Annotated in this window: 1 pseudogene; it reads right to left on the bottom strand. The window is 59.6% G+C overall.

Features of this window, described 5'->3' with window-relative positions:
• Window positions 1-287, bottom strand: a pseudogene (locus BIU96_RS14550) (glucose-6-phosphate isomerase); the annotation flags it as partial.

Raw genomic sequence — 287 nt, 5'->3', positions numbered from 1 at the left:
GTTCCGGGCCACCTTGCTGTTCTCCAGGGTTTCCTGGGTACGGAAGGATTTGGACTGGATCAGGAACAGGGTGGTTTCCGGATTGACCCGGCGCAGTATCTCGGCCATCTGGGTGCCGTCGATGTTGGCGACGTAGTGGCCCTTCAGCTGGCCGTGCCAGTAGGGGCGTAGAGCTTCCGATACCAGTTTGGGGCCGAGGAAGGAGCCGCCAATGCCAATACTGACCACATCCGTAAAGGCCTTGCCGGTATGCCCTTGCCAGCGTTTGCTAAGCACGTCGTCTACGA

The organism is Curtobacterium sp. MCBA15_008 (genome assembly GCF_001865065.1).
Classification (GTDB): domain Bacteria; phylum Actinomycetota; class Actinomycetes; order Actinomycetales; family Microbacteriaceae; genus Curtobacterium.
Note: the sequence above shows the minus strand (reverse complement) of the source record. Positions and strands in the feature narration are given on the sequence as shown.